Source organism: Deinococcus cellulosilyticus NBRC 106333 = KACC 11606 (assembly GCF_007990775.1).
Taxonomy (GTDB): Bacteria; Deinococcota; Deinococci; order Deinococcales; family Deinococcaceae; genus Deinococcus_C; species Deinococcus_C cellulosilyticus.
Map to the genome: position 1 here is coordinate 98,015 of NZ_BJXB01000002.1, position 21,279 is coordinate 119,293.

21 protein-coding genes and 1 riboswitch are annotated in these 21,279 nt (G+C 56.5%); of the genes, 8 read left to right on the forward strand and 13 right to left on the reverse strand.

The annotated features are described in order from the left end of the window. Positions 1 to 51: 51 nt before the first annotated feature. The 8 genes from DC3_RS29665 to sufC form a co-directional block, all read right to left on the reverse strand. Positions 52 to 2,031, reverse strand: coding sequence for an Ig-like domain-containing protein (locus DC3_RS29665; RefSeq protein WP_146882078.1), 1,980 nt, complete (start codon positions 2,029 to 2,031; stop codon positions 52 to 54). 109 nt (positions 2,032 to 2,140) lie between these two features. Further along, positions 2,141 to 4,438: a glycosyl hydrolase family 18 protein gene (locus tag DC3_RS02695; RefSeq protein WP_146882080.1), complete on the reverse strand. Its 2,298-nt coding sequence runs from the start codon at positions 4,436 to 4,438 to the stop codon at positions 2,141 to 2,143. Between the two features lie 455 nt (positions 4,439 to 4,893). Further along, a complete protein-coding gene (gene sufD / locus DC3_RS02700; protein ID WP_146882082.1) occupies positions 4,894 to 6,237 on the reverse strand; it encodes a Fe-S cluster assembly protein SufD in 1,344 nt (447 codons plus the stop codon). A gap of 16 nt (positions 6,238 to 6,253) precedes the next feature. Continuing rightward, on the reverse strand, positions 6,254 to 6,766 hold the full coding sequence (locus DC3_RS02705; RefSeq protein WP_146882084.1) for a hypothetical protein: 513 nt from the start codon (positions 6,764 to 6,766) through the stop codon (positions 6,254 to 6,256). Between the two features lie 3 nt (positions 6,767 to 6,769). After that, a complete protein-coding gene (gene sufB / locus DC3_RS02710; RefSeq protein ID WP_146882085.1) occupies positions 6,770 to 8,170 on the reverse strand; it encodes a Fe-S cluster assembly protein SufB in 1,401 nt (466 codons plus the stop codon). Between the two features lie 33 nt (positions 8,171 to 8,203). Then, complete coding sequence (locus DC3_RS02715; protein ID WP_146882087.1) at positions 8,204 to 8,794, reverse strand: NADPH-dependent FMN reductase; 591 nt, start codon at positions 8,792 to 8,794, stop codon at positions 8,204 to 8,206. 13 nt (positions 8,795 to 8,807) lie between these two features. Then, complete coding sequence (locus DC3_RS02720; RefSeq protein WP_146882089.1) at positions 8,808 to 9,236, reverse strand: hypothetical protein; 429 nt, start codon at positions 9,234 to 9,236, stop codon at positions 8,808 to 8,810. Positions 9,237 to 9,240: 4 nt separating this feature from the next. Beyond that, on the reverse strand, positions 9,241 to 9,996 hold the full coding sequence (gene sufC / locus DC3_RS02725) for a Fe-S cluster assembly ATPase SufC (RefSeq protein WP_146882091.1): 756 nt from the start codon (positions 9,994 to 9,996) through the stop codon (positions 9,241 to 9,243). A gap of 281 nt (positions 9,997 to 10,277) precedes the next feature. On the opposite strand from sufC, the gene DC3_RS02730 reads away from it, so the two are divergent. After that, the gene (locus tag DC3_RS02730) at positions 10,278 to 10,925 is read left to right on the forward strand and encodes a hypothetical protein (RefSeq protein ID WP_146882093.1); all 648 of its coding nucleotides are present in this window, start codon (positions 10,278 to 10,280) and stop codon (positions 10,923 to 10,925) included. 25 nt (positions 10,926 to 10,950) lie between these two features. Here DC3_RS02730 and DC3_RS02735 read toward each other — a convergent pair whose 3' ends face one another. Together DC3_RS02735 and DC3_RS02740 are read right to left on the reverse strand one after the other, a co-directional pair. Then, on the reverse strand, positions 10,951 to 12,522 hold the full coding sequence (locus DC3_RS02735; protein WP_146882095.1) for a GAF and HD-GYP domain-containing protein: 1,572 nt from the start codon (positions 12,520 to 12,522) through the stop codon (positions 10,951 to 10,953). A gap of 101 nt (positions 12,523 to 12,623) precedes the next feature. Continuing rightward, positions 12,624 to 13,268, reverse strand: coding sequence for a helix-turn-helix domain-containing protein (locus DC3_RS02740; RefSeq protein ID WP_146882097.1), 645 nt, complete (start codon positions 13,266 to 13,268; stop codon positions 12,624 to 12,626). Positions 13,269 to 13,313: 45 nt separating this feature from the next. Here DC3_RS02740 and DC3_RS02745 point away from each other — a divergent pair, with 45 nt between their 5' ends. Further along, positions 13,314 to 14,111 (forward strand): alpha/beta fold hydrolase, encoded by a 798-nt coding sequence (locus tag DC3_RS02745; RefSeq protein ID WP_146882099.1) that lies wholly within the window; start codon positions 13,314 to 13,316, stop codon positions 14,109 to 14,111. On the opposite strand, the gene DC3_RS02750 is transcribed toward DC3_RS02745, so the two are convergent. Then, a complete protein-coding gene (locus DC3_RS02750) occupies positions 14,098 to 14,589 on the reverse strand; it encodes a P-loop nucleotide/nucleoside kinase family protein (RefSeq protein ID WP_246130517.1) in 492 nt (163 codons plus the stop codon). The two genes, DC3_RS02745 and DC3_RS02750, sit on opposite strands and share 14 nt — an antisense overlap. A 189-nt stretch (positions 14,590 to 14,778) precedes the next feature. Beyond that, positions 14,779 to 14,934, forward strand: a riboswitch (FMN riboswitch). A gap of 4 nt (positions 14,935 to 14,938) precedes the next feature. Here DC3_RS02750 and ribD point away from each other — a divergent pair. The 5 genes from ribD to DC3_RS02775 are packed head-to-tail and all read left to right on the forward strand — an operon-like array spanning position 14,939 to position 18,882. Beyond that, a complete protein-coding gene (ribD, locus tag DC3_RS02755) occupies positions 14,939 to 16,036 on the forward strand; it encodes a bifunctional diaminohydroxyphosphoribosylaminopyrimidine deaminase/5-amino-6-(5-phosphoribosylamino)uracil reductase RibD (protein ID WP_246130518.1) in 1,098 nt (365 codons plus the stop codon). A 1-nt stretch (position 16,037) separates the two neighbouring features. Then, positions 16,038 to 16,664, forward strand: a complete 627-nt coding sequence (locus tag DC3_RS02760) for a riboflavin synthase (protein ID WP_146882101.1) — start codon at positions 16,038 to 16,040, stop codon at positions 16,662 to 16,664. Continuing rightward, a complete protein-coding gene (locus DC3_RS02765; RefSeq protein ID WP_146882103.1) occupies positions 16,661 to 17,845 on the forward strand; it encodes a bifunctional 3,4-dihydroxy-2-butanone-4-phosphate synthase/GTP cyclohydrolase II in 1,185 nt (394 codons plus the stop codon). Before DC3_RS02760 ends, DC3_RS02765 begins: the two co-directional genes overlap by 4 nt. A 43-nt stretch (positions 17,846 to 17,888) precedes the next feature. Then, positions 17,889 to 18,503, forward strand: coding sequence for an esterase/lipase family protein (locus tag DC3_RS02770; RefSeq protein WP_146882105.1), 615 nt, complete (start codon positions 17,889 to 17,891; stop codon positions 18,501 to 18,503). A gap of 13 nt (positions 18,504 to 18,516) precedes the next feature. Beyond that, complete coding sequence (locus DC3_RS02775; RefSeq protein ID WP_146882107.1) at positions 18,517 to 18,882, forward strand: hypothetical protein; 366 nt, start codon at positions 18,517 to 18,519, stop codon at positions 18,880 to 18,882. A gap of 23 nt (positions 18,883 to 18,905) precedes the next feature. Here the strand turns inward: DC3_RS02775 and DC3_RS02780 are convergent, their stop codons facing one another. Continuing rightward, entirely contained in the window at positions 18,906 to 19,235 is a 330-nt protein-coding gene (locus DC3_RS02780) for a cupin domain-containing protein (protein ID WP_186815784.1), read from the reverse strand. 31 nt (positions 19,236 to 19,266) lie between these two features. On the opposite strand from DC3_RS02780, the gene ribH reads away from it, so the two are divergent. Further along, positions 19,267 to 19,731 (forward strand): 6,7-dimethyl-8-ribityllumazine synthase, encoded by a 465-nt coding sequence (ribH, locus tag DC3_RS02785; RefSeq protein WP_146882111.1) that lies wholly within the window; start codon positions 19,267 to 19,269, stop codon positions 19,729 to 19,731. Positions 19,732 to 19,785: 54 nt separating this feature from the next. On the opposite strand, the gene DC3_RS02790 is transcribed toward ribH, so the two are convergent. Next, positions 19,786 to 21,183 (reverse strand): carboxypeptidase-like regulatory domain-containing protein, encoded by a 1,398-nt coding sequence (locus tag DC3_RS02790; RefSeq protein WP_146882113.1) that lies wholly within the window; start codon positions 21,181 to 21,183, stop codon positions 19,786 to 19,788. Positions 21,184 to 21,279: the final 96 nt, after the last annotated feature.

Genomic DNA, 21,279 nt, shown 5'->3' on the forward strand with positions numbered 1-21,279 from the left:
GTTCACACTCCTTGAAATCTGTTGAGGGCCAGAGGCCCTCTGAAAGTTGGTTTAGAGGACACCTTTGAAAATGTTGTGGTACTGGTACGGGGCAGTGTTCTGCATGCTGCAGATCGCCAGTCCAGCCCCGTTCTTGCACACCTGATCGCGCTGGATGGCCCAGAAGGACACCAGACCGAGCCCTTTGCTTCTGGCCCATGCGGTCAGGTCACGGGCATCCTGCAGGGTGAAGATTTCGGAGGCTATGTCGTTCTGTCCGATCATCGGGGTGGCTCCGAGCATCTTCCAGATTTCGGCGTCGGTCCTGCTGGGATAAATCACTTTCAATTGTTTGAAGGTCTCGCTGACCGCAGAGATGCTGGCATCGGCCATGGTGCGGCCACTGGAGTAATAGCTGCCGAAATCCATGGTCATCAGGTTGACCTTGTTGATCTTCACCCCTGCGGAGACGGCAGATTTCACCACGTTCAGGCTGGCTGTGGAAAGCCCTCCGGGGGTGTTCCAGCGGTCCACCGGGGTGGAGGCCAGGGTAAAGGAGACTTTGACACTGGGGTTGGCGGCCTGCAGACGTGCAAGGGCCTGGGCACGTTTGCTGTTGATGGCATCCGACATCTCATGGCCCTGCTCGACATCAAAATCCAGATCGGTGAGTCCGGTGCGGTCCACAAAACCCTTGAGGGCGTTGTACAGGTCATCCACCGTGCGGCATGCGGTGTCGCTCTCCAGATAGGTCCCGTTGGCTCCACCAAAAGACACCTTCAGCAAGCCTCCTCCTGCCCTGAAGGCAGCAATGTCGTTTTTCATGTCCCCTTCGATGCGGTTCACAGCCCCATCGGTGGTGATGCTGCAGGAACCGGGAGCGGCAATCACAAAGGCCAGGGTTGCCCCATTCAGGCCCGTTTTTGCTTTCATGTCCTGCAGGGAACTGAACAGGTAATCGGTGGTGTTGCCCCATCCCCAGGTGTAGAAGTAGGGCGCGTACTCGGTGCCGGTAGAGGGCTGCACCGGAATGTTCACTGTGAGCACTGCACCTGAACTCAGCTTGTTGTTTCCTGCAGCATCGAACGCTTTTGCAGTGTAGGTGTAGGTGCCATTTTCGCTGCTGCTGGAATAGGACTGGGTGGCTTCATAGGGGGCGGTGGTGTCGGTGTTGAAGAGCACCCCGTTGCGGTAGAACTCCACTTTGCTGACGCCCACGTTGTCGGTGGCATTGGCAGTGACTTTGACCGTGCCAGGGGCCGTCAGGGTGCTTGGACTGACCACGGTGCTCACGGTGGGAGCGGTGGTGTCGCCAGAGCCTGGAATGTTAACGGTGGCGGTGACAGCCGTGCTGGTCTTGTTGTTCCCTGCAGCGTCAAAAGCCTTTGCAGTGTAGCTGTAGGTGCCATTCTGGCTGCTGCTGGTAAAAGGATCAGCATGGGTGTAAGGAGCGGTGGTGTCCGTGGCAATCAGGGTGGTTCCCTGATAAAACTCCACCTTTGTGACGCCCACATTGTCTGTAGCGGTTGCGCTCAGGTTGATGCTGCCGGGAGCAGTCAGGTTGCTCGGGGTCAGACTCAAGGTGGCAGATGGAGGATTCACGTCTGGCACAGCCCCAGAACAGCTTGCTCCGTTGATGGTGCAGGCGGTCACGCCGCTGAACACGCCCGTCCCAGAGTAGGACACTGTCACACTTCCCCCTGCGGGGATGTTTCCGCCCCCCCAGCTGTTGGGGGTGATGGTGTAGGAACCATCAGCGTTCTTGACGGCATTCCCACCGGCACCCCAGGGGGTTCCCGAGAGGCCTGCATTGCCGTTGAATTTGAAGTTCAGGCTCCAGGTGCTCACCGCAGTGTCCCCGGTGTTCTTCAGGGTGATCACTCCGTTAAACCCACTGTCCCACACGCTGCTGGTTGTGAAGGTCGCGGACAGGACTGCAGCCTGCTGGCTGATGGTGACAGGCTGGGTCAGGCCGGTCAGGTCTGTCTGACTGCAAGCGGCCATAGACAGGGTGAGCAGCAAAATGCCCATGTGTTTCAGTTGTTTTTTCATGGTCACTCCTTTCTTTGGCGGTCTGAAAGGGGGTCAGAATGAAGAACCGTCAGGATGAGGTGAGGGTGCTCACCCTGACGGTGGAGGGCCAATGTTTAGCCAGAGGGAATTACTTCAGGTTGTTGTAGATGGCCTTGGCCAGGGTTCCGGTGGAGTCATCGCCATCAAGGGACCAGACCATGCTGCCGCCCAGACCTTTGGACTTGATGTAGTTGGCTTTCTCCTGGATGACCTGCTCATCGTCGTAGCTCCAGAAGGTGCTGCCGTCGTACACCCACATCTGTTTGGTGACCGGGTGACGGAACTTGGTGCCAGCGAAGTTCTTGAGCACCTTGTAGTCCTCGATGCCTGCTTCGTAGGTGCCGCGTGCTGCTCCAGTGGCGCTCTGGTAGAGGCCGTTGTTGACGTTGGGGACGCCGGTCCAGCCACGTCCATAGAAGGGGATGCCCACGACCAGTTTGTTGGCAGGAACGCCTGCGCTCAGGAAGGTGTTGACAATGCTGTCCACACTGTAGTTCTTGGCGGGGGCGGTGCCAGGACCGCTGGGATCGGTGTAGAGGTTGCTGTGGAAGTTGGTGGGTCCGGTGGCGTCCCAGGCTCCACGGAAGTCGTAGGTCATGATGTTGATGAAATCCAGGTAGTCCTTGTAGAGGGCAGGCTCCTGGTTGGCCACTTTGTCTGCTCCACCGGGGGCGGCGATGGTGAGCTGGTACTTCTTGCCGTTTGTGGCGCCCAGAGCATCAAGCTGGGTGCGGAATTCTTTGAGCAGCAGTGTGAAGTTCTGCTTGTCGGCTGCGCTGACCGTGTTGGTGGGGAGACCGCCACCACCGGGGTATTCCCAGTCGATGTCGATCCCGTCAAAGACCCCTGCACCCACACCTGCTCCGCCCGTGGCAGAACCAGCGTCAACGGGCAGGTTGCCCTTGATGTAGACATCAATGCAGCTGGAAACCAGGGTTTTGCGCAGTGCGTCGGTGGATGCAGCGTTGGAGAACCACTTGCTCCAGGTCCATCCACCCAGGGAGATCAGCACTTTCAGGTTGGGGTACTTGGTCTTGAGTTTTTTCAGCTGGTTGAAGTTGCCTTTGAGCTTCTGGTCCCAGACGTCTGCAACGCCGTCCACGGACTCTGCAGCACTGAAGCCCTTCTGATAATCGGCAAATCCGTCGCCACCGTCCTGGTTTCCACTCTCTGCACGGGTCACGATGCCGCACTTGTAGGTTCCATCGGGCTGTGCGTAGACGTTTCCGAAAGCGTAGTTGATGTGCGTGAGGGTGGGTGCAGTGCCACTGGTCTCAATGTTCTTGACCAGGTAACCACGGCCATAGATGCCCCACTGGGAGAAGTAGGCCACACGGCGGTAGTTTCCACCAGGCTGCACAGGAATGTTGACAGTGGCGGTGACTGCAGTGCTGGTCTTGTTGTTGCCAGCAGCATCAAAGGCTTTCGCCGTGTAACTGTAGGTGCCGTTCTGGGCACTGCTGCTGAAGGAATCGGCGTAAGTGTAAGGTGCAGTGGTGTCCGTGGCAATCAGGGTGGTGCCCCGGTAAAATTCCACCTTGGTCACGCCCACGTTGTCGCTTGCCGTGGCGGTCAGGTTCACGTTTCCGGCAGCAGTCAGGCTGGTGGGACTGGCGGCCAGACTGACTGTGGGAGCAATGGTGTCTCCAGTACCCGGAATGTTCACCGTGAGGTTGGTGGCAGTGGAGGTCTTGTTGTTCCCAGCAGCATCAAATGCTTTCGCAGTAAACGCATAAGTGCCGTTCTGGCTGCTCGAAGAAAAGCTCTGGCTGTACTCGTAGGGTGCAGTGGTGTCCGTGGCAACCAGCGTCCCGTTGCGGAAAAACTCCACTTTCGTCACCCCCACATTGTCACTCGCTGTCGCTGTCACTTTCGCTGTTCCGGCTGCCGTCAGCGTGGAAGGGGCCACCGTCGCAGACACTGTGGGAGCCACCGTATCACTGGGGGTTCCGGAGCAGGACTGCCCACTGATGGTGCAGGCGGTCACACCACTGAACACGCCCGTCCCAGAGTAGGACACTGTCACGCTGCCCCCAGCGGGGATGTTTCCGCCCCCCCAGCTGTTGGGGGTGATGGTGTAAGAGCCATCGGCGTTCTTGACGGCATTCCCACCCGCACCCCAGGGTGCACCACTAATGCCAGCGTTGCCGTTGAACTTGAAGTTGAGGCTCCAGGTGCTCACCGCAGTGTCCCCGGTGTTCTTCAGGGTGATCACTCCGTTAAAGCCACTGTCCCAGGCGCTGCTGGTCGTGAAGGTCGCGGACAGGACTGCAGCCTGCTGGCTGACCTGAAGGTTCTGTTGAACAGGGGCGGTATCGCTGGAGCAGCCAACAAAGGTGACAGCTCCCATGACCAGAAGACCGGTAATGAGCAGTGACTTCTTCACAGTAAAAAACCTCCTTGCGTGCGGTTTCCCGCACACATGAACAGCAGCAAGTTGAAAGGTTGTGTAACAAAACTATACATAACCACTTTACTACCAATTTCATTTTTGTCTAGACGAATTTTACCGGTATATAGGTGACATGTCTCACAACTTTACCTGTAAATATCGATTTGAAAAGCGGTTTCCGCACTGATACAGGATTTCCCCAATGGTGGTATCATGCTACCACTTAGATACCAATTCCAGATGTGGTCCTATCCACCCGGACCACTTCAGCACCAGCGCAGCAAGTGGTCCCATCAAATGCTCAAATCGATCAAAATGAAACAGGTTCAAAAATTGAAAACGAGCACAACTCACCAGAATTGTGTTTTTTGTGACAGCCCGGAAATGCGCTCTGGTGCTCCAAAAAAGAAAAAGGCCAGCCGAAGCTGACCCTTTAAAGGCAAAGTGGTTTAGACTGCGCCGACTTTTTCAGCAATGATGCCTTCGATGTATTTGACCACATTCTCCAGAGGGAGCCTGGACAGCACATCCTCCAGGAAAGCGGTCACCAGCATCTTCTCTGCACTGGCACGGGGAATCCCACGGGAAAGCAGGTAGAAGAGCTGCTCGTGGTCCACAGGTCCGGTGGTGGAACCGTGGGAGCAACGCACATCGTTGGCGTTGATTTCCAGCTGGGGGATGCTGTCGTTGCGGGCTTCGCTGGACAGCATCAGGGTGCGGTGCTTCTGGTAGGCGTCGGTCTTCTGTGCCCCCAGATCCACCTTGATCATTCCAGAAAACACCCCTCTGGACTCGTGGCTGTTCACAGCTTTGTAGAGCAGGTCAGAGTGGGCATGAGGAGCCGCGTGGTGCTGCAGGGTGTAGTGGTCAAAGTGCTGGTCTTCGCTGGCGAAGTACAGGCCCAGCATTTCACTGCTCGAGCCCTGACCACGCAGGTAGGACTGCATTTCGGTGCGGGACAGGTCTGCACCCATGGTGACCACCAGGCTGTTGAGGGTGGCGTCACGGTCCACATCGCCACGCTGGCGCTGGATGTGGGTGACCCCTCTACCCCAGTTCTGCACACTCACGTAACGCAGGTTGGCTCCATCACGCACGATCAGTTCCACAGCCCCGAAAGCGTAGGCGTCAGAAAGCTCATGGCTGTCCTGTTCGTCGATGAAGGTCACCTTGGAGTTGGCTTCTGCCACCACCAGGGTGCGGGTGGCGGTGTAGGCTCCGCTCTCCTCCATCACACGGAAGGAACCCAGGGGCAGGTCCACTTCCACACCACGGGGCACATACACGAAAGCACCGTTCGTCCAGACGGCAGCGTTCAGGGCACTGAATTTGCCTTCGGAAGGATCGGGGGACTTGCTGGGGGTGGTGCCAGGAGCGGCAATGGTGGTGTCGTCGGGCACCTCGGCAGGCACGATGCTGTACAGGTACTTGCGCACCAGATCCGGGTGGGTCTCCAGGGCGCTCTTCAGGTCGGTGAAGACCACGCCTTTTGAAGCCAGTTCTTCAGGAACGTGCTTGTAGACCACATCGGGACCATTGAACACCAGGTATCCGGCCACGTCGGTGCTGCTCAGACGGGCTTTGACCAGTTCAGGCAGCTCTTCAGCACTGCTGACAGGCTGCACCACCTGTGCAGGCTTCAGGCTTTGCAGGTCGATGTAAGACACATCGGTGTACTTCCAGGCCTCCACCTTGCGGTTTGGGACAGGGAGGCTTTCGTAGAGGCCAAAAGCCTCCACTCTTTTTTGTGAGAGCCACTCGGGCTCACCAGTGCGGTTTAAAATCTGGGTCATCTCTGCTCCTCGAAATTCAGGGGGCGGTGCTGTTGTCAAAGGTCACGGGCGGTTCTTCTGCACGACGGGCCGGAGAATAAAAATTCTTCTCCAGGGCAGCCACGATGTCACGGGTGGTCTCCTCGTCAATGTTCTGCCCAAAGAAAACCCCAGTGCGTCTCTGGTAGTTGTAGCGCCAGAGGGTCTCTCCAGTGCTGCGCTGAACCACCCGCAGGGTCACGGCGGTGATGTAGGGGGTGCGTCCAGGCTCAACAGGAGAGGACTCCACATTGGCCACCAGCAGATAATCCCCTGCTGGTTTACCGGTGTCCCAGAGCAATTTGAACTTGTGGGACTCCAGACGGGTGGCCAGGAGGTCCTTGAAACGACCTCCCAGCGATCCCGTGAACTCACCCATCACGAAAGCCTCTACAGGCAAGGGCTTGCTCAGGTTTTCTCCCACCGCAATGGGGGTGGAATCCATCACATTGGCAGGGAAACACCCGGTCAGGGCAAAGCAGAGCAACACACCAGCATAGAGACGTTTCATGGTTTAACCGACCGAGCCTTCCATTTCCAGCTCAATCAGACGGTTCAGCTCGACGGCGTACTCCAGGGGCAGTTCCTTGGCCACAGGCTCAATGAAACCACGCACAATCAGGCCTGCAGCTTCATCTTCCGAGAGGCCACGGGACTGCAGGTACAGGATCTGCTCGTCGTTGATCTTGGAAACGGTGGCTTCGTGACCGACAGAAGCTTCCTTCTCCTGAATTTCGATGTAGGGGTAGGTGTCGGTACGGGCTTCTTCATCAAGCAGCAGAGCGTCACACTCCACATTGGATTTGGAGCCGTGGGCACCTTCGTAGATCTTCACCAGACCCCGGTAACTGGAACGGCCAGAGTCCTTGGAGATGGACTTGGAGATGATGGTCCCGGAGGTGTTGGGGGCGAAGTGCACGATCTTGGCTCCGGCGTCCTGGTGCTGACCGCGACCGGCCATGGCGATGGAGAGCACTTCACCACGGGCACCCTCTTCGAGCAGGTAGCAGGCAGGGTACTTCATGGTGACTTTGGACCCGAGGTTGCCGTCCACCCATTCCATCATGCCGTCTTTGTAGACGGAGGCACGCTGGGTCACCAGGTTGTAGACGTTGTGGCTCCAGTTCTGGATGGTGGAGTAGCGGAAACGTCCGCCTTCACGCACCACGATTTCAATCACACCAGAGTGGAAGCTGTCGCGGCTGTAACTGGGTGCAGTGCAGCCCTCGATGTAGTGGGCCTGTGCCCCTTCGTCGCAGATGATCAGGGTGCGCTCGAACTGACCGGCGCTCTCTGCATTGATGCGGAAGTAGGTCTGCAGGGGAATGTCCACCTTCACACCTTTGGGGATGTACACGAAGGAACCACCGGACCACACAGCGCTGTTCAGGGCAGCAAACTTGTTGTCTTCGGGGGGAATCACGGTGGCGAAGTACTCGCGGAAGAGGTCCGGGTAATCCTTCAGGCCGTCTTCGATGGACACGAAAACCACCCCGAGTTTTTCCCACTCCTCTTTCAGGTTGTGGTAGACCATCTCGGATTCGTACTGTGCGCCCACACCGGCCAGAGCGGCACGCTCGGCTTCGGGGATACCCAGACGCTCGAAAGTCTGTTTCACGTCTTCGGGCACATCGTCCCAGCTGCGGGCGTTGATGCCTTCGGGCTTGATGTAGTAGTAGATTTCGTCCATGTCCAGGCCGGAGAGGTCTGCACCCCAGGTGGGCATGGGCTTGGAGTAGTAGATGTCCAGGGCTTTCAGACGGAATTCGAGCATCCACTCGGGCTCGTCTTTGGCTTTGGAGATCATTTCCACGACTTCGCGGCTCAGGCCCTTGGGTGCCTTGACGGCGTACCGCTCGGGGTTGGACCAGCCGAACTCGTAAGTGTTGTTGATGCTTGCAATTTCTTCAGACATTGCTGTCCTCCTGTGTGGGCAGAGCCTTTGACGCTAGACTTCCCACGTAGACTGATACTGTCGATTTGCCAGCCTGTCCAGCAGTTCTTTTTTCACGGTCAGGGTCTTACGGATGCGGGCTTTCAGCTCATGGCCTCCAGCGGTCTCCAGAATGTCTCCGTGCTCGATGTCCGCACTTCTGGCATACACCATGTACGGATTGATGATGCACTTGAAATCCAGCATGAGGGACATCGCGGCAGAAGAATAGGACATGTAACTGTGGTGCAGTCCTCCGACGCTCACAAAGGTGATGATCTTGTCAAACCACACCGCAGTGCGTCCCAGTTCTGGATAATGGGTGCCCACCGTTTCGATCAGTTTCTTGAGGTTCGCACAGATGCTCCAGTTGTACACCGGAAACATCAGGATGATCCCCTCTGCGCCCAGAATCTTCTCGCGCCAGAAATGGGTGTTCGGGTGGTTGAAAATCTGGTCGTTGTCGAAATCGGGAAGCGGGTGGTCCCCGTAATCCAGCCATTCAAAATCCAGGGTGCCAGAAGCATGTTCCTGCATCCAGCGAGCAAGCATTCTTCCTTTGCTCTCTGGATCAAGACTGGTGGAGATGAGGATCACTCTTGCCATCACATGCCCCTGTTCAGAAATCCAGCGCCAGGTGAAAACGCACACCTTCGCTCTGGCAGGCTTGCAACACTTTTTGCAGATCCTGAAGATCTTCCTGAACGTCTTCTGCAGTAAACCCACCAAAAGACTGCTCAGGACTGGACTTCAGGGCCTCAAGCAATGCACTGACTGTTCTGAGGGCTTCTGCAGCATCGAACCATTCCCGGTCTTCAGAAGCCATCTGTTCCTCTGCTGCAAAGTCATCCTCGTTCAGGTCGTCTTCATCGGGGTCCTCCAGCAAATCGAGGGCCTCTGTGTGGTCCATGAATTCCTCCAGTGGAGTGACACCCAGACGCTCACTCAGGTCCTGCAGATCTTCGATGGCATGGGCAAGGGCCTTGCCATCAATGAACGCATCCACCTTCAATTCGCTTTCCGGAACGATGAACAGTGCAAGACTCATGGGTTTACGCGCCTGCCAGCTCTTTGACCCAGTCGTAGCCTTCGGTGTCGAGCTTCTTGGCAAGCTCAGGGCCACCGGATTCCACAACGCGGCCATTCACAATCACGTGAACCTTGTCAGGGACGATGTAATCCAGCAGACGCTGGTAGTGGGTGATGATCAGGCCACCGAGGTTTTCGCCGCGCATGCTGTTCACACCTTTGGCCACGATTTTGAGGGCGTCCACGTCGAGACCGGAGTCGGTTTCATCCATGATGATGTACTCGGGTTCGAGCATCAGCATCTGCAGAATCTCGTTGCGCTTCTTCTCACCGCCGGAGAAGCCTTCGTTGAGGTAACGCTCCACGACGCTCTCGGGCCATTCAAGCACTTCGAGGGCGTGGGTCAATTTCTGGTAGAACTCCATGAAGCCCACTTCTTCCCCTTCCGCCTTGCGGGCCTGCATGGCCAGACGCAGGAAGTTGGCGATGGTCACACCGGGGATTTCCACGGGGTACTGGAACGCCAGGAACAGGCCTTTGCGGGCACGCTCGTCGGGTTCCATTTCCAGGATGTTCTCGCCGTCCAGCAGGATCTCGCCGGACTCGACGGTGTACTCGGGGTCCCCGATCAGGACTTTGGCAAGGGTGCTTTTGCCGTTGCCGTTGGGCCCCATGATGGCGTGCAGTTCGCCTTTGGGAACAATGAGGTTCACGCCGTTGAGGATTTTCTTGTCGCCGACAGAGACGTGTAAGTCACGGATTTCGAGTTGATGGGTCATGTGGTGGTGCCTCCATTGATTTGCTGTCCCACTGGGCTTTGTCTGTGGGTGTCCCGGGTCTGTCAGGATCTCGCTTATTGCGAGTCATTCCTAATACCAGAGTCCATTGTACGGGTCCAACCCCTCAAAGTCGAGTGATTTACTGTAGATTCTAGACCTTCTGCGAGACGCAAAATGTCCTGCAAGCACGATGGAGAAAAAGGTTCAGGTACTGGGATGGGGACAGGAGTTCTGTGGTTTAACCGGTCATGGAGGTGCAGTGTTGGATAAACTGTAAGAACATGGATCTTGAAAACCTGTTTAACAAAGAAGCAAAACACCTCAGGCGAGAAGCCCATCTGCTGACCACCACAGAAACCCCTTCAGGCATTGTTGGATACTGGGGCGGCCAATTTAAATATCCTTCCTCATTCTCAGATCAACAAAACACCCAACACATTCTGACATTGCTTTCACAGGCTGTTCCATCTGCACAACGGGGCCTCACCGCATTCCAGCATGAAGGTCCTGATGATGAAGCGCTGTATCAGGTCTGCACCGATTCTTATCCTCTGCTGGAGCCTGAACCCTTATACATGGTTCCTCGAACCAGCCTGCCACCCATTCAGGCCATCTGCCTTCATGGTTCCAGTGATGTGGAAAGGTGGCTCCAAAGCATGGGGCTCAGCCGAATGGACCACTGGAAACTCCCTGCAGACCTGGAAGACATGTACAACGATCTGGTGGGCTTTGAACCCTGGTTCTGGTGGCAGGAAGAAGGGATCGTGGCGGTTCTGAACCCCTGGCATGTCATGTGGCCAGACGATGAAATGTACAGCATTCCACCTGTGGAGCTGAAAGTGGGAACCCTCAGAGATGCAGAACCCTACTTGCAGATCTGGCATTCAAAGGCAAGTCAGGCGTTCTGGATGGATTCCAAAATCACATGATCCAGATCACTCAGAAATCCATCCCTTAAGGTTTCTTTCCCATCATCTCCACGAAAGCCTGCACCACCTGAGGATCAAAATGCCGCCCCGACTGGTTCTGGATGTGTTTCATCACGTCCTCTTCTGGCATGCCTTTGCGGTAGGGGCGGTCACTGGTCATGGCGTCCCACACATCCACCACAGAGAAAATCCGGGCTGCCAGTGGGATCTGCTCGCCTTCGAGGCCAAAGGGATAACCTGTGCCGTCCCATTTTTCGTGGTGGTAATACGGAATGTCGAGGTCTTTTTGCAGGTACTCAATGTCTCGCAGCATGGCATGCGCCCAGACCGGATGCTGCTTGATGATCTCGAATTCATGGCTGGTGAGTTTCCCTGGTTTGTGCAGGATCTCATCGGGGATGCCCAGTTTGCCGATGTCGTGGAGCAAAGCACCTCTGCGGATGTGCTCAAGGTCCTGACCTTCAATCCCCATGTGCTTTGCGAGGCGCATGCTGCTTTCCATCACCCTTTTGGAGTGGCCCTCGGTTTCCTTGTCCCTGAGGTCCAGTGCCCGCACCCAGCCTTCAAGTGTGGCGTCATAGGTGCGAATCAGTTGCTGGTTGGTGTGCCTGAGTTCCCGCATCAGGGCCTGCTGGTACACCGAAATCGCCAGATGGGAGGCGAGCAGTTCAAAGAAGGACAGCCACCATGCGTTGGGTCTGAGGGTGCCCCTGTGAAAGACCTCCAGAATGCCCAGCAGTTCCCCTTTGACCGTCAAAGGTGTGCCCACATAGCCGGTGAATCCTTCTCTCAAAAGAAACTCCTTTGAAGGAAGATCGAAACTGTCCGGGTCCAGGTGGTTGATGACCTGGGTTTTCATTTCTTTGAGCACAATTCCGGCAAGACCGTAAGTGCGGTGGATGCGGTACCCGTAGTCTGTGGGGGTGCGGTGCCCAATGGTGTCGATGAGTTCCAGGGTCTCAGTGCCCTTGTCGTAGAGGAAAAATACGGCGGCATCTGCCTGCAGGGCTTCACGGGTGTAGTACAGCACCAGTTTGAGGGTTTCGTGCCATTCCAGATGGTCGGTGATGCTGACCTGCAACTCCTGGAAGTAATACAGGGCGTTCAGGTAGCGCTGGAAGACATGCTGGCGGTACAGGGCCTTGCTGATGTGCTCCGAGAGTTCGGGCAGCAGGCTCCAGTGTTCCCCCTGCATTTCCCACACCTGGGTGCGCTGTTCATCAAGAGCAACAGAGAAAGTTCTGGAAGGGTCAAGGGTCTCAGTGTACAGCGGAGAAATGATCTGGCTGTCCATCAGGGTAAAACGCAGGCCCTCCTGCAGGAAGCGGGCCGTGCAGTCCAGAATCTCGGATTCACTGGTGTACTGGAAGATCTCCTGCAGAAATCGGTTCCAGCGTTCCATCATCTCCTGGTCCTGCACCAGCAGCACAGACTGATCAATCAGGCGGTAGAGTTTCCACAGGCCATGTGTGGCCTGCAACTGGGTGCCTTCCCGGAAGGCATTGACCCACGCTTCAAGATCCGCTGGAAGGGTCCAGCCTGCGGGTGCCTGCATCACCTCTCCATCTGCACGGAGCACCACCGGATTTGACAGCATCAACCTCTCCCCTCTCCAAACTTCTGCTGGAGGACAGTGTACCGAAAAAGCCCTGACCACTTGCTTACCCTGACAAAGCCTGTGCCGGGTTCAAACGGTCATCAAATCTGAACATCCGGGTTAACCACAGGCAACAATCCCAGCCGCCAGACGTAACGCTGGGCTCCCCTGATCTGAGTGTACCGCTGAAAGACCTCCAGAACTTCCTGTTGCAGGTTGAGCGCGTCCTGGTGGTCCAGTTGCAGGTAGGGATGGACGAAATTGAGCATCACAGCCGTTTCGGGCTGGAGGTCCAGATCTGTCTCGGCATTCAGGGCAAGTCGGGCATGCAACTGTCCGGTGGGGCCAGGAACGAACCGGAGCCCCCAGTCCTGATGGTGCTGCAAAAGCAGATGTTCCATCTGGTGCCGCATGAATGCGCTGACCTGCTCTTCTGCAGCGCCCAGATAAGAGGCCAGGGTGACTTCACTGGTGGAAGCGAAAGGAACAAAGTAGACCTGAGCTGTGGCCCGGTACACTTTCATGGGCCGTCCTGCACGCCGTCTGTGCTCTGTCACTTCCAGAAGGCCCAGAGCTGTGAGCCTCTTTATGGGATAAAGCAGAGCGTTGGTTTCCATGCCCAGCATTTCTGCTGCTTCATGGGCAGTCATGGGCTGCTGAACAAAAGGGGCCAGCAGACGCTGGGTTTCAGGTTTGAGCAGGGCATCTGCGGCCTCCTGACGGTGCAGGGTCAGCGTTCTATCCAAATTTTCACCTGTCATTTCATGTAGCTTACTTCAATACTTGAATTCATGAACGGTTCTTCTCTTGAAAGAAATCCTTTCCCAGCCTCCATTCCTGTGGTGTTTCTGCATGGAGCAGGCATCACCTCCTGGATGTGGCAGGACCTGATCTCTGGTCTCCCCTGGATGGAGGCTTTCACCCCGGATTACGGGACGTTCCAGCCTGATTTCACCATTGAACATACCGCGCATGACCTGCTCAGGCAGCTCCAGCAGCGGTTTCAGGGAAGGAGAGTTCATCTGGTTGGGCATTCGCTGGGAGGTGCTGTGACCCTGAAAATGCTGGAACTGGCTCCTGAGCGTTTTCTGTCTGTGGTGGTCAGTGGAAGCACCGTCCTGCCAATGGGCAGCATGGCCTTGCTCTTTCCAGTGATGGAATGGTCCTTGCCCCTGAACCAGACCCCTATGATGCTGGCACTTGCAGCCAGGGCCATGCAGGTGCCTCCCCATCACCGGGCAGCTTTTTTCAAGGACCAGAAAAGCATGACGAAAAAGGCCTTCAGGCAGATCATGAAAGAGGCTTCAAACTTCAGGCTCTCAGAGGGACTGAAAACCTGCACTGTGCCAGTTTTGGCCGTGGCAGGCAGCAAAGAAGTGGAAGTCAACCGCAAAAGTGCAAAAGCCATCCAGCAACACCTGCCCCAGGCTCTGGGAGGTGAAATCTCAGGGGGGCATCACGTGTGGTTTGCCCAGAAACCCCAACTTTTCAGGGAGGTGCTGGAACACTGGTTCAGAACAAAAGAAGTCCTGTCAAACCCCGAAATCCGACCCCTCTCTGGAAATCCAGGGCGGCTCAGTCTGGAATGAGTTCCTCAGGGGCAGGCCTCTCAAACCAGGTGGCCCACAGGTCCATTTCCTCTTTTGTGATCGGATACACCTTGCCATCCAGATTCCGGTTTCTGGCCTCCACCCTGGCTTTGAGTTCTTCGATGGGCACATCCAGATAGATCAATTCTGTTTTTGCTCCTGCTGCCCTTGCCCTCGCCCTGAAGGTTTCACGCTCTGTTCTGGACCAGACCCCATAATCGACCACCACGTTGATGCCCAGTTTCAATGCACGTTCTGCCAGTTCGAACAACAGGCCTTCGATGGTGTCTCTGGCTCTGAGCAGTTCAGGGGTGCTGTGCTGCTCTCCAAACAGAGGCACCATCCACTCATCAGGGGTCAGGCGCAAGGCAGGGGCAGTTTGCTCAATTTCTCTGGCTCGGGTGGTCTTCCCTGCTCCGGGAAGGCCACACATCAGATACAGGGTGGGCTGGGTGCTCATGTCAGTCCAGTTCATCATGACCGTGTTCCTCAGACAAGTACACTTCTGTGTGAAGCCACGGCCTGACCCTTTTTCAGGCCTGCATGCTGTCCAGAAAAACAATGGGCATGAATTGCACCCCATTCAGGGAAATCCCCATTTCTGGACAAATGCTGGAAAAGTGAGCTGGTTCCCTTCACTGAAAGCGGACAACTCAGGTAAACTGCTCTCATCCTTCGGGGCGGGGTGAAATTCCCCACCGGCAGTGAAAGGTCCCTGAGATGGGGACCTGCAGCCTGCGAAGCCTTGCAATCCACATCGCGAGGCCCGAGCCTGGTGAGACTCCAGCGCCGACGGTCACAGTCCGGATGAGAGAAGGAGATCCCACATGCCCCCGCATGCTGGGAAGACCATGCTGTACCAGAAGATTTTTTCACAGGACACCCTCCTGATGCAGGAGGCTCTGTCACTGGCGGCCCAGGCCCTGGGTCGAACCAGTCCCAATCCTCCAGTGGGTTGTGTGATCGTCAAGGACGATCATGTGATCGGCAGAGGGTTTCATCCAAAAGCAGGCGAACCTCACGCAGAGGTCTTTGCCCTTCGAGACGCCGGTTTTCGGGCAGAAGGGGCCACCGCGTATGTCACGCTGGAACCCTGCTCTCACCACGGACGCACACCTCCCTGTGCTGATGCCCTGATTGCCGCGAAAGTCCAGCGGGTGGTGATTGCTGCGCTGGACCCAAATCCACTTGTGGCTGGAAAAGGCGTGCAGAAGCTGCTTGATGCTGGCATTCAGGTGGATGTGGGTGTGCTGCAGGATCAGGCAATCGTGCAGCAGGCTGGATTTCGCACCCGCATCACGCACGGAAGGCCCAGGGTCACGTACAAGTACGCCCAGTCGCTGGATGGAAAGATGGCTTCCCAGAACGGCAGGCAGCTCTGGCTCACAGGTCAGGACGCAAAACGTCGGGTGCATGAACTCAGGAACCAGATGGATGCCATCGCAGTGGGCAGCAACACCGTGCTGTCCGATAACCCCTTGCTGACCACCCGACTGGAGGGCGTCACGGGAACCCGTGATCCCATTCCGGTGATTTTCGACCGCTCAGGCAGGGTTCCCCTGTCTGCAAAAGCCATGCGGCCCGGAGCCATTGTGGTGACTGAAAGCCAGCAGGAATACCCTGATTTCCTGAAGGTCATTCGCACGACCCATCTGCCTGATGTGCTGCAGGAACTGGGCAAACAGGGCATCAACACGCTGCTGCTGGAAGGTGGGCCTGACCTTGCCAGTGCTTTTCTGAAAGCAGACCTGATCGACGACCTGCTCGTGTTCATTGCCCCCAGAATCATGGGCACTGGAAGACCTTCCCTATGGACCGAACTGGAAGGCTTGCTGGACGTGCAGGAACTGAAGACCGAACAGGTGGGCAAGGACGTGTTGCTGAGTGCACGCATCCACCCCATCCCTCAAGTGGAGGCTGATTGACATGTTTACTGGAATTGTGGAACAGACTGGCACCGTGACCGGAGCAGATTGGTTTGATGGACACCTGAAAATCACGATTCAGCCACAGCAGATGTGGAGCGACCTGGGCCTCGGGGAAAGCATCAGTTGCAATGGGGCCTGCCTGACCGTCATTCGCTGGGATGACAGAAGCTTTGAAGTGGAACTCTCGCAGGAGAGTGTCAACAAAACGGCTCCGCTCTGGAACCCAGGAGACACTGTGAATCTGGAACGGGCCATGCCAGCCAGTGGCCGCTTCGGTGGGCATGTGGTGACGGGGCATGTGGATGGAGTGGGTGAAGTGCTGGACGTGCAGGTTCAGCCGGGAGCCTACATCATCAAGGTGCGTGTCCCAGACAGCTTTGCCCGCTATCTGATTCCCAAGGGCAGCATCACTGTCAATGGGGTGAGCCTGACCGTGGTGGATGTGGGAGGACCCGCAGGAAGCTCTGATGATCTGAACACCAACGAATTCACCCTGTGGATCATTCCCCACACCCTGGAGGTGACCAGCCTGAAAGGCATCAAAGCAGGAGATCTGGTGAATCTGGAATACGACGTGCTGGCCAAATACCTCGAGCGCCTGACGCTGGTCGGAGGTGCAAAGTGATCTCCCCCATTCACGAACTCATTCAGGACATCAGAGAAGGCCGCCCGGTGGTTCTGGTCGACGATGAAAACCGCGAAAACGAAGGGGATGTGGTGGTCGCAGCAGAGTTCGCCACCCCCGAAATGATCAATTTCATGGCCCACAAGGCCTGCGGTCTGATCTGCGTGTCCATCACCCCGGAAATGGCTTCCAGGCTGGACCTGCTGCCGATGGTCAGCAAGAACAGCGATCCCAATGGTACGGCTTTCACCGTGAGCATCGACCACACCTCAAACAGCACCGGAATCAGTGCCAGAGACAGGTCCAACACGATTCTGGCATTGCTCGATGATGCATCAAAACCTGAAGATTTCCGCCGTCCGGGGCACATCTTCCCCTTGATCTCCAAGCCCGGAGGAGTCCTGAGACGGGCAGGACACACCGAGGCTGCAGTGGACCTGGCCCGTCTGGCAGGCCTGAAACCTGCAGGGGTCATCTGCGAGATCATGAACGAGGATGGCGAGATGAGTCGCCTCCCAGACCTGATCAAATTTGCAGAAGAGAACGGCCTGAAGGTCGGGACCATTGCAGACCTGATCGAGTACCGCCTGAGGCGTGAGCCTTTCGTGCTGGAACGGGCGAGGGCCAAATTGCCCACAGATTACGGCGAATTCGAGATCGTGGGCTTTGAGGACACCCTCTCTGGCAAGGAACATGTGGCCCTGGTCATGGGAGACATCACCGATGAGCCTGTGCTGGTTCGCATGCACAGCGAATGCCTCACCGGAGATGGCCTGCACTCCCTGCGCTGCGATTGTGGCGCACAGAGAGACGCTGCACTCAAAGCCATTTCTGAGGCTGGCAGGGGTGTGCTGGTGTACCTGCGTCAGGAAGGACGCGGGATTGGTCTCCTCAACAAGATCAAAGCCTACGCCCTCCAAGATGAGGGGGCAGACACCGTGGAAGCCAACCAGAAACTGGGCTTCGCAGCAGACCTGCGGGACTTTGGCATTGGGGCACAGATTCTGCACGGTCTTGGTGTGAAACGCATCCGGCTTCTGACCAACAATCCCCGAAAACTGCATTCCCTCTCTGGATTCGGACTGGAAATCGTGGAACGTGTGCCCTTGCAGGTGGGCCGCAACAAGTTCAATGAACATTACCTGAACACCAAAAAGGAGAAACTCGACCATTTGCTGTGAGAAATGACAGAAGTGCCCCATTTCTGGGAGCAGAATCAGTCACATGAAACGGGAACCCGTTGTGATGGTCCACGGCATCAACGACTCCAGCGCAGGACTGCGCACCATGCGGCAGGTTCTGGAGCACCACGGGCATCAGGTGTATGCACCTGACCTGAAGCCCAACGACGGCAGGCACGGCATCAAGAAAATGGCAGAGTCCTTAAGGGACTACATCAACCTGAAGATTCCAGAAGGAGAGTTCGACCTGATCGCCTTCTCAATGGGAGGCATCATCAGCCGGTACTACCTGCAACGCCTGGGAGGGCTGGAAAGGGTGAAACGCATCATCCTGATCTCCAGTCCGCACCAGGGCACCATCTGGGGGCATGTTTATCCCCTGCCGGGTGTCCGGGACATGGCTGTAGGAAGCAACCTCCTGAAGGAACTGAACACCGATGTGGACCTGCTCGGAAACAAGCCCTGCCTGACCGTCTGGACGCCCTACGATGTCACGATCTTCCCGGCCCAGCACTGCATTCTGCCCCACGCCGAGAATTATGAAGTCAAAGTCTGGCGGCACGGCGCAATGATGAAAGACCCCCGGGTGATCAAGCGGGTGGTGGAGTTTCTGGATCAGGAACCTCATCCAGCCAGGGAAACCCAGGCTCAATTCTGAAAGGAAGACCTCTTTGTTTCAGTGCAGGAATGATGTCCAGAATGCCCTGCGCAGTAAAAGTTTCAGGGAAAGACCACTGTCCATCAAGGTACTGCTCCCGCAGAAGCCAGCTCGGTTTGCGGGTCAGACCTGCAATGGTGGCAATAGTTCTGAGTTTTCCTTCTGGCATTTCAAGAAGGGTCAGGATGTAGTTTTGGGTATCAGCAATGAATTCAGGATTCTTCCTGATGCGTCCGCGATCCGCTTTACCTCCACTCATGCCAAGAAGCAACAAACCGTGGCTGGGGCAAAGGTACAGGATGGAGGAACCTTCATCATCGATCTGAAGCTCCTGATGGCATTTGCTGCAATACAGTCGATCATTGGATTCATAAAATGACTCGATGCGATCTTCTAGGGGCATCACTCCTCCATCACCGTTGCTCTCCCCTCCACCCCGATGGAGAGGTTCACCGTGCGACCCGAGCCGTGGGACCTGTGAGAGGTGCCTTTCGGAACGGTGTAAGCCTGTCCTGGGGTCAGGACCACAGGTCCTTGATCCCTGAATTCGAGGGTCAGGACGCCCTGAAGGCAGATGAAGGTTTCGTCGCTGTCGGGGTGGTGGTGCCAGGGGTACTGTCCAGAGAAGACGGACATGCGAACACTGTGGTTGTTGGTTTGTGTGGTGAGCACGTTGGTGTAGAGGTCTTTTGCCTGTGCGGCCAGGTCTGAAAAGTCGATTTTTTCATTCATGGGGATCTCCCCTTTCGAAAGGTTGTGTGACATGCGTAAAGTTGAAGCGAATCTCCTTGCAAACGGTCTGAAGATTGCCATCGTGAACACCCGCTGGAACCATTTTATTGTGGATCGTCTGGTGGAGGGGGCTGTGACGGCCTTCAAACAGCATGGAGGGAACGAAGAGGACCTGACCCTGTTCACTGCTCCTGGCTCTTTTGAGGTGCCTCTGGTAGCGAAAAAACTGGCCCAGAGTGGCAAATATGATGCTGTGGTGTGCCTGGGTGCGGTGATCAAGGGCTCCACGGACCACTATGACCATGTGGCAGGATCTGCAACTTCAGGGATTGCTGCTGCAGCGCTGGAATCTGGAGTTCCGGTGGCTTTCGGGGTGCTGACCACCGAGAGCATCGAGCAGGCCATTGAACGGGCCGGAACCAAGGCAGGCAACAAGGGGGCCGAGGCGATTCTGGCCGCCATTGAAACGGTCAATCTGCTGAAGCTGATCGACTGACCTTTACAGAAGACTGGCGAGGCCATTTTGCAGCCTCGCCTGTTTTGTGTGACCTCAGTCCCGAATGAAGACTTTGAGCTGGTTGACCCCTCCCCCAATGTAGGAACCGGGGTTGAAGTTGTCCCAGGGCTTCCAGGTGATCGGCACAGAAGTGTGCTCCACATCGGAATCCTTGAGGCCCAGTTTGAGGGGAACCGTTTTGCCATCTGGTGTGAGAATGGTGGCCGTGAGGGTGTAACTGCCCAGAGGGATGTCGTTCCAGTCGATGCCGTGGTACTCCCAGCTCTGGCCGAGCACCAGCCTTCCGCCTCCTGCGCCATTGGGGTAGTCGGTTCTGAGGGGGGACAGAGGATACGTCACTTTGATGGGTTTCCCCGGAGTGCCATCTGCGAGAGGACCTGTAGGTGTGAGGGTGAATTCCACGGTGCCCTCTCCCACAGCTTTGACCAGTTCGGTGTATTTGTAGTCGCAGTAGGCGCGGGCAGGGAGACCACAGTAACTCAGGTCGATGCTGACCCCATAAAAGCTCGAAGGACTGTCTGCTCCCGCAGCGGAATAGGCGGTGCGCCCGGTGAGTTTCCACTGGAAGTTCAGTGTGCCTCCTTCGGTGGAATCCACCTCAGTGCCAGGGTCGCCTGACAGTGGGAAGAGGATGTACCCGAAAGTCACCCCGTTGAAGACGCTGGTGTGGGTGGCTTTTCCGCTGTAGCGGCCATCGGGAACCCGCAGGCTGTACGTCCCGTCTGCTCCGGTGGTGGTCTCAAAGTTGGTTTTCTGGCCCTGGGCGAAGGTGGTCCCGGAGATGTAGACCTTGGCCCCTTTGAGGGGTCTGCCCTGTGTGTCAAGCACCCGACCACTGATGTAACCCGGTTTGCTCTGGACGGACGCAGGCTGGGTGGGGGTGGTCGTTTGCTGGGTGGGTTGCTGGGGTTGTGTTGTCTGTTGAGGCTGAGTGGGTTGCTGCGTCTGGGTGCCAGGGAGCTGCAATTTGGGGGGTTTGGTGGCGGTCACCTTGTTTCCGCACCAGCCCACCAGAAAACCGTCCAGGCCTGCCACGAAGTATCCCAGAATGGAGCTGCTGCCATTCTCACCAGAGAAAAAGAGGTAACTGTGCTCTTCGTCCTCGTCGGTGCCAAGCTGGGTGAGGGTGAATTTCTGGGCCTGCAGTTTGTCCACAATCCCACCCATGATGCCTTCGCTGGAATTGGGGTTGAAGTTTCCTCCACTCCAGTACAGCAGTTCCGTGTTCTGGGGCGTGCAGGTGCCCGCTTTGAGGTTGTTGAGGCCATCGGCGGTCTGTTGGATGAGGGCGGCATCGGTGAGTTTCTGAACTGGAATGGCCGCACCAGGCCCTCCGACGGTGATTCCGGTGACCTGGGAGGTGACCTGCGCCGAGGCACTTCCCAGCAGGGCAAGGCTGAGCAGGATGATGGACCGTTGAAATCTGGGCATGGGTGTCCTTTCCGTGAGCAAATTGTGCACAGTCTTTTGATTCTATGTCCTGAACCCTTTCCAGACTCTCACGCAGGCTGAACATGCCCTGAGGGA